The sequence below is a fragment of the Acinetobacter sp. Colony158 genome (assembly GCF_019264745.1).
Classification (GTDB): Bacteria; Pseudomonadota; Gammaproteobacteria; order Pseudomonadales; family Moraxellaceae; genus Acinetobacter; species Acinetobacter ursingii.
On sequence record NZ_CP078523.1, the window covers coordinates 1165240 to 1171609 of the forward strand.

At 39.1% G+C, this 6370-nt stretch carries 7 protein-coding genes; 5 read left to right on the top strand and 2 right to left on the bottom strand.

Annotated elements, in window-relative coordinates; translation table 11 throughout:
• Nucleotides 1–175: 175 nt before the first annotated feature.
• A complete protein-coding gene (locus JR005_RS04565) occupies nt 176–1036 on the bottom strand; it encodes an MBL fold metallo-hydrolase (protein ID WP_218665632.1) in 861 nt (286 codons plus the stop codon).
• A gap of 106 nt (nt 1037–1142) precedes the next feature.
• Between JR005_RS04565 and JR005_RS04570 the strand changes: the two genes are divergently transcribed.
• The 5 genes from JR005_RS04570 to JR005_RS04590 all read left to right on the top strand — a co-directional run bounded on the left by JR005_RS04570 (nt 1143) and on the right by JR005_RS04590 (nt 5914).
• Nucleotides 1143–2036, top strand: a complete 894-nt coding sequence (locus tag JR005_RS04570) for a LysR family transcriptional regulator (RefSeq protein WP_034700137.1) — start codon at nt 1143–1145, stop codon at nt 2034–2036.
• A gap of 158 nt (nt 2037–2194) precedes the next feature.
• The gene (gene grpE, locus JR005_RS04575; protein WP_004994585.1) at nt 2195–2740 is read left to right on the top strand and encodes a nucleotide exchange factor GrpE; all 546 of its coding nucleotides are present in this window, start codon (nt 2195–2197) and stop codon (nt 2738–2740) included.
• Nucleotides 2741–2858: 118 nt separating this feature from the next.
• Nucleotides 2859–4802, top strand: a complete 1944-nt coding sequence (dnaK, locus tag JR005_RS04580; protein ID WP_004986251.1) for a molecular chaperone DnaK — start codon at nt 2859–2861, stop codon at nt 4800–4802.
• 101 nt (nt 4803–4903) lie between these two features.
• Nucleotides 4904–5404, top strand: a complete 501-nt coding sequence (locus tag JR005_RS04585; RefSeq protein WP_004994587.1) for an FUSC family protein — start codon at nt 4904–4906, stop codon at nt 5402–5404.
• 120 nt (nt 5405–5524) lie between these two features.
• Nucleotides 5525–5914 carry a hypothetical protein gene (locus tag JR005_RS04590; protein WP_162897706.1) on the top strand — a complete coding sequence of 130 codons (390 nt, stop codon included), beginning with the start codon at nt 5525–5527 and terminating at the stop codon, nt 5912–5914.
• Between the two features lie 69 nt (nt 5915–5983).
• Here the strand turns inward: JR005_RS04590 and JR005_RS14595 are convergent.
• Nucleotides 5984–6370, bottom strand: a 387-nt coding sequence (locus JR005_RS14595) for a peptidoglycan-binding domain-containing protein (protein WP_228731757.1), incomplete at its 5' end; no start/stop codon positions are given.

The following is a 6370-nucleotide window of genomic DNA, read 5'->3' on the forward strand; positions in this document are numbered from 1 at the left end:
TAATGATCATAAATCTGGATGTTTACGTTATATAAATCACCTAAAACCATAATAAATTGTTACATCGTAATTGAGGGCTTTTTGCAGTACTTATCGTACATACAGGCCCATTCTTTTTGAATGAGCCCATTTTGCAAAGATGAAATTTCACAGAGTTTTGAAATTATGCCTCAAATTAAGGCCATTTCATTTCACCTTTAACTACCTTTGCACCCAAATCCAGAGTATCTGTTTCTTTGAGATCAGGATATTGTTGTTGCATTGTTTGAGAAAGTTGTTGTGCAGTTTTTGTGGTTTTTACTGCTTTCTCATAATTGTTTAAATAGTCCAATGAAAAATTCACGGCAGCTAAATTTTCTGGCGCATTTTCGAGCATATGTGCAGGTACAACTATTTGCGGCTGAAGAGCCTTGATCGCTTGCAGTGTACCAATGACTTCAGCACGATCTTTGGTTCTAGGCGTATCCGCCATCCATAAATGAATGCCCGATGACACTGGAATCCCTCCCACCACGGCTTTGATTGACGGAATCCATAAATAAGTCAATTCATGATTTCCCTTTATCTCGATCTGTTCATTTTCCAGTTGGAGTGTTTTGCCAGTAAATGCTTGAGGAATGATGATGCTCTCAGGTGCATTGACGCCCATTTTAGGAGACCAATACTGCACTTTTAAGACCTGAGTATCTTGAATGTGCTTTACTGTTTCTGGCGTTGCGATGATTTTGGCATTTGGAAAATACTGCTTAAATACATCCAGACCAAAATAAAAGTCTGGATCACCATAACTGATAAAAATGGTTTTTAGAGTTTTACCACTATCCAGAATATCAGCAGCCACTCGCAGTGCTTCTGATTTGGAAAATTGTGCATTCACCAAGATCACTTCTTTCTCCCCTTCAATCAAAGTCGAAGTCACACCAAAATGTTGTGGTTGAGCTAAAAAGTTTTTGAGGATGAGCGGTTTAGCCAGTACCATTTGAGAAAATAAAGCTGAGGTGACTGCGGCTAAAATAGGTGCTTTTAAACTGCGCATGACTAAATCCAGATAAATAAATAGCACTTTAAATTGCAATTTGTATCAGATAAAGCCGCTAATTCAAGATAAACTATTACAAATAATGCAACAATCAGATGTCATGATGGATACTATAAAAGCCATGCAAGTCTTTGTTCGTATTGCAGAACAAGGCAGCCTGAGCCGTGCCGCCGAGCAACTTAATTATTCTCGAGCCATGGTGTCACGTTATCTGGATCATTTGGAACAAACATTTTCCGTACGCCTATTTCAGCGGAACACCCGTAAAATCTCGCTGACCCCTGCGGGTGAAAAAGCTTTACTGTATTGTGAAAATATTTTACAGCAGCAGGCGTTACTGTTTGAATTGGCTGCGCATGAACAACAAACAGGTACAATCCGTCTCACCTGCGGTTTATTTTTATATCAAATGGGGTTGAATGAGTGTCTACGAGCGTTTAAACGACAACACCCGCATATTCAATTTGAAGTAATTCTCACTGAAAATACTGTTGATTTAATTGATCATCAGATGGATTTGGCGCTTCGCATCACTCAAAAGGTGGCTGATGGTTTAATTGCGCGCCCCGTACACGAGATCAAATCAATTTTTTGCGCACATCCCGATTATTTGGCTCAACACCCTCCTCTATTACATCCCAGCCAACTTTTACAGTATGACTGTATTACCCATCAACATGCCAGTCAGTACTGGACGTTGTTTAATGTCGAACAGCAGCCCCAGAATTACCCTTTAAATAGCACCTTTAAAAGCAATGACGTAAATGCTTTGTATGATATGTGTATCAATGCGCAAGGAATTGCGATGTTACCTGCACGATTGGTGCAAAATGATTTGATTCGCGGGCGATTAATTCAGGTGTTGGCTGATTTTTCTGCACCAGATTTGACGCTCTCGTTGGTGTATGTGTCTCGTCAACATTTACCCAGAATCATTCAGCAATTTATTGCTTTTTTAATCGAACACCTCGATTTTTACTTAAATAAAGAAAATTAAAGAGATTTAAATATAACAGCATGCTTGAATTTTTAAAGGATGACCTTACTTCATTCATCAAGAATCAAAACTCATGGCAGTTCAGCATAATGCTGTTTTAAACACCGATGCCAAAAGGACTGTACATGTTTAAAAACCCATTTAAACGGAGATCATCAATGGCTAATGAGCAAAATGAGCAAGCTCAAGACATTCAAAATGAGCAACAAACTGAACAAACTCAAGCTGAAGGTGTAGAGCAAGCAAACGAACTTAGCGTTGAAGATTTACAAGCTCAAATCACTAAACTCGAAGAAAGCCTAAAACTTGAAAAAGCACGTGCAGCCAATGCGATGTATGAAGCTGAAAAAGTCAAGGAGCGTGCTGAGCGCGAAGCAGATACAGCCAAAAAATTTGCGCTGGAAAAATTTGCTAAAAGCTTGCTTGATTCAGTGGACAATCTGGAACGCGCGATTCAAGCAGCAGGCAATGAGCCATCCCCTTTATTAGAAGGTGTGCAGCTCACTTTAAAATCATTATTAAACACTTTAGAGAAGTTCGATATTGTCGCTGTAGATACTGAGCATGGTTTTAATGCAGATCTTCATCAGGCTGTGGGTATTGATCCAAATGCCAAGTCAGGTGAGATCGGTACTGTTTTACAAAAAGGCTATACCCTTTCTGGTCGTTTATTACGCCCAGCAATGGTCATGGTTGGTCAATAATGAATAAAAGTTGAGCGTTTTTTGATTTTTTTTCATAAAAATCCTTGAAAAAAAACAATTAACTCTCATATCGAATAACAAGCAAAAACATTGCAAAAAAATTTGAGGAATACACCAAATGGCAAAGATTATTGGTATTGACTTAGGTACAACCAACTCATGTGTTGCGGTACTTGAAGGCGATAAAGTTAAAGTCATCGAAAATGCAGAAGGTGCACGTACCACTCCATCGATTATTGCGTATAAAGATGGTGAAATCTTGGTGGGTCAGTCTGCAAAACGTCAAGCTGTGACTAACCCCAAAAATACATTATTCGCGATCAAACGTTTGATTGGTCGTCGTTATGATGATGCTGCGGTACAAAAAGATATTGGTCTTGTCCCTTACAAAATCATCAAAGCAGACAATGGTGATGCTTGGGTTGAAGTCAACGACAAGAAACTTGCTCCACAACAAGTATCTGCTGAAATCTTGAAAAAGATGAAAAAAACAGCCGAAGACTACTTGGGTGAAACGGTTACTGAAGCCGTGATTACTGTTCCTGCATACTTTAACGATGCGCAACGTCAAGCGACTAAAGATGCTGGTAAAATTGCAGGTCTTGATGTTAAACGTATCATCAATGAACCAACGGCTGCCGCACTTGCGTTTGGTATGGACAAAAAAGAAGGCGACCGTAAAGTTGCGGTTTACGACTTGGGTGGTGGTACATTCGACGTATCAATCATTGAAATCGCAGACCTTGATGGCGATCAGCAAATTGAAGTGTTATCAACCAATGGTGATACTTTCTTGGGTGGTGAAGACTTTGATAATGCCTTGATTGAATACTTGGTTGAAGAATTCAAGAAAGAACAAAGTGTTAATCTGAAAAATGATCCACTTGCATTACAACGTTTGAAAGAAGCGGCTGAAAAAGCAAAAATTGAGCTTTCTTCATCAAATGCCACTGAAATCAATCTGCCATATATCACGGCTGATGCGACTGGTCCTAAACACTTAGTGATCAACGTAACACGTGCAAAACTTGAAGGTTTGGTTGCAGATTTGGTTGCCCGTACCATTGAACCTTGTAAAATTGCATTGAAAGATGCAGGTTTATCAACTTCTGAAATTTCTGACGTAATCTTGGTCGGTGGTCAGTCTCGTATGCCACTTGTACAACAAAAAGTACAAGAATTCTTCGGCAAAGAGCCACGTAAAGACGTGAACCCTGATGAAGCAGTTGCGATTGGTGCTGCGATTCAAGGTGCAGTATTGTCTGGTGACAAAACTGACGTACTTTTATTAGACGTAACACCATTAACTTTAGGTATCGAAACCATGGGCGGTGTATTAACTCCGATCATTGAGAAGAACACCACGATTCCTGCGAAGAAATCACAAGTGTTCTCTACAGCAGCAGATAATCAACCTGCGGTAGACATTTCGGTTTACCAAGGTGAACGTAAAATGGCTCAACAAAACAAATTGTTGGGTAACTTCCAGTTAGGCGATATCCCACCTGCTCCACGTGGTGTACCGCAAATTGAAGTATCGTTCGACATCAATGCGGATGGTATCTTGAAAGTCTCTGCGAAAGATAAGAGCACGGGTAAAGAGCAATCGATCCAGATTAAAGCAAACTCAGGTTTGTCTGATGCTGAAATCGATGCCATGATCAAAGATGCTGAAGCCAATGCTGAAGAAGACCGTAAGTTTGAAGAGTTAGCAAAAGCACGTAATGAAGCGGATGCTTTAGTGTCTAGCTCAAACAAAGCAGTCAAAGATCTAGGTGACAAAGTGACTGAAGATGAAAAAACTGCAATCGCTACTGCGGTTTCTGAGCTTGAAGCAGCGACTAAAGAAAACGATGTGGATGATATCAAAGCGAAAACCGAAGCATTACAAAACATTTTAATGCCAATCACGCAACGTGCTTATGAGCAAGCACAAGGTGCTGGCGGTGCAGAAGGTTTTGATCCAAATGCCTTCCAAGGTGGTGATGCAGGTCAACAACAAAAAGCGGACGATGGCGTGGTAGATGCTGAGTTCACTGAAGTCAAAGACGACAAAAAATAATTTGTCTCTTTAAGAAAAACCGCGCGAAAGCGCGGTTTTTTATTCATTTTAAATAAAGTGATGTATTATTTTAAAAAGAATAGACCATTTTAAATTCTCAAATGAATAAAAGTAGTTCAGCTCAAATTCAATACATTATTAAAATTCTGACCTGCACCATTATTATCAGCATAATTTCAATCATTTTTGATAAAGACAAAACTTCAAATTTCTTCTTATGGGCAACGTTAACGAGCTTCTTTACCCTCCAAGCAGATCAAAATATTAAAGTTAATTTTAATCAAATTACGGGCAATATTATTGGCTCAATAGTTGGAATTTTAATTTGGTTTTTAATTTTTTCTGCCTCACATTATGTCGCGTATATTAATTTGGAATATTGGTTTTTAATTCTTGGAATTTTTCTTACGACTCTGATTTGTATTATTGTCAGACATACTGAATATTGTGGAATTGCTTTAGCCAGCTTTTTGATCGTGACGATTTATGATGTCGCTCATCAAACCATTGAAGGTGCATTATTTCGAATTGTATTCTGTGCGGCAGGCTGCTTCATCGCCTATCTCGTTGATATTGTTGTGCGTAGATGGATGTACAAATAATTTATAATATAAAAATAATCCGACAATAATTTTTGTAATTTGTTAAAACCTGAGAGTACCTAGAGTCGAAATCGTATTCAGATTCATGTTATGGTGCTAGATGAATCTAATGAACAGGCAATGGAGATCGACGTGAGTTACTATCATATCTTGATTGAAGTGAATGATCTAATCAGTACGATTGAGCAAACACGTGATATTGAAATTCTTGATATCATTGAAATTCAGCCTTATCTCCATTCAATTTTATTGCCCTATTTCAATGAGCAGGAAATTGAACTCGAAGATGAAAATATCGAATTTAAGGATATTTTACATCTGGAAGTGAAACAAACTCTCTTACCAATTGAACATCTGATCGAAGAAGAACAAAAACTCTTACCCAGTGATACCGATGTCACCATCACCGCCTATGAAATTTTTAATGATCGTGAACTGAGTCAGGATGTCACTACTGTGATTATGGACATTCTTGAAGCGGTCAAACTGGATCAATCCCCGATCGAGTAAAACCATTACAAACATAAAAGGTCTACACATGTAGACCTTTTATGTTTTTATCAACCACATTTTAAAAAACTACTGCATCATTTTTACCGCTTGCTGGGTGCGAATCGCTTTTAAAATCTGCTGCCCTGCCCGACCTGTTGGATTTAGACCCAAACGAGTTTGTTCCTGACGAATCGCCTGACGAGATTTATCTCCAATCAAACCATCAACTTCACCAATATCATAACCACGGCTGACTAAATAACGCTGAATTTCACGGCGTTCAGCGCGCGATGTACCAGGATCATCCGTCGGCCATGAGCTGACAAATGGCCCTGTTCCTTTTAGACGATCAGATAAATGGGCAATCGCCAAGCCATAGCTTTCGGCCGCATTGTAACTATAAATGGCATCAAAGTTTTTAAACACTAAAAATGCGGGGCCATTTGCACCTGCGGGTGTCATGAGACCTGCGGG

What these genes read in the sequence shown, in the direction of transcription:
- JR005_RS04565 (WP_218665632.1), bottom strand. Translation starts at nt 1,036, where the DNA reads ATGCGCAGTTTAAAAGCACCTATTTTAGCCGCAGTCACCTCAGCTTTA.
- dnaK (WP_004986251.1), top strand. Translation starts at nt 2,859, where the DNA reads ATGGCAAAGATTATTGGTATTGACTTAGGTACAACCAACTCATGTGTT.
- JR005_RS04585 (WP_004994587.1), top strand. Translation starts at nt 4,904, where the DNA reads ATGAATAAAAGTAGTTCAGCTCAAATTCAATACATTATTAAAATTCTG.
- JR005_RS04570 (WP_034700137.1), top strand. Translation starts at nt 1,143, where the DNA reads ATGGATACTATAAAAGCCATGCAAGTCTTTGTTCGTATTGCAGAACAA.
- JR005_RS04590 (WP_162897706.1), top strand. Translation starts at nt 5,525, where the DNA reads ATGGAGATCGACGTGAGTTACTATCATATCTTGATTGAAGTGAATGAT.
- grpE (WP_004994585.1), top strand. Translation starts at nt 2,195, where the DNA reads ATGGCTAATGAGCAAAATGAGCAAGCTCAAGACATTCAAAATGAGCAA.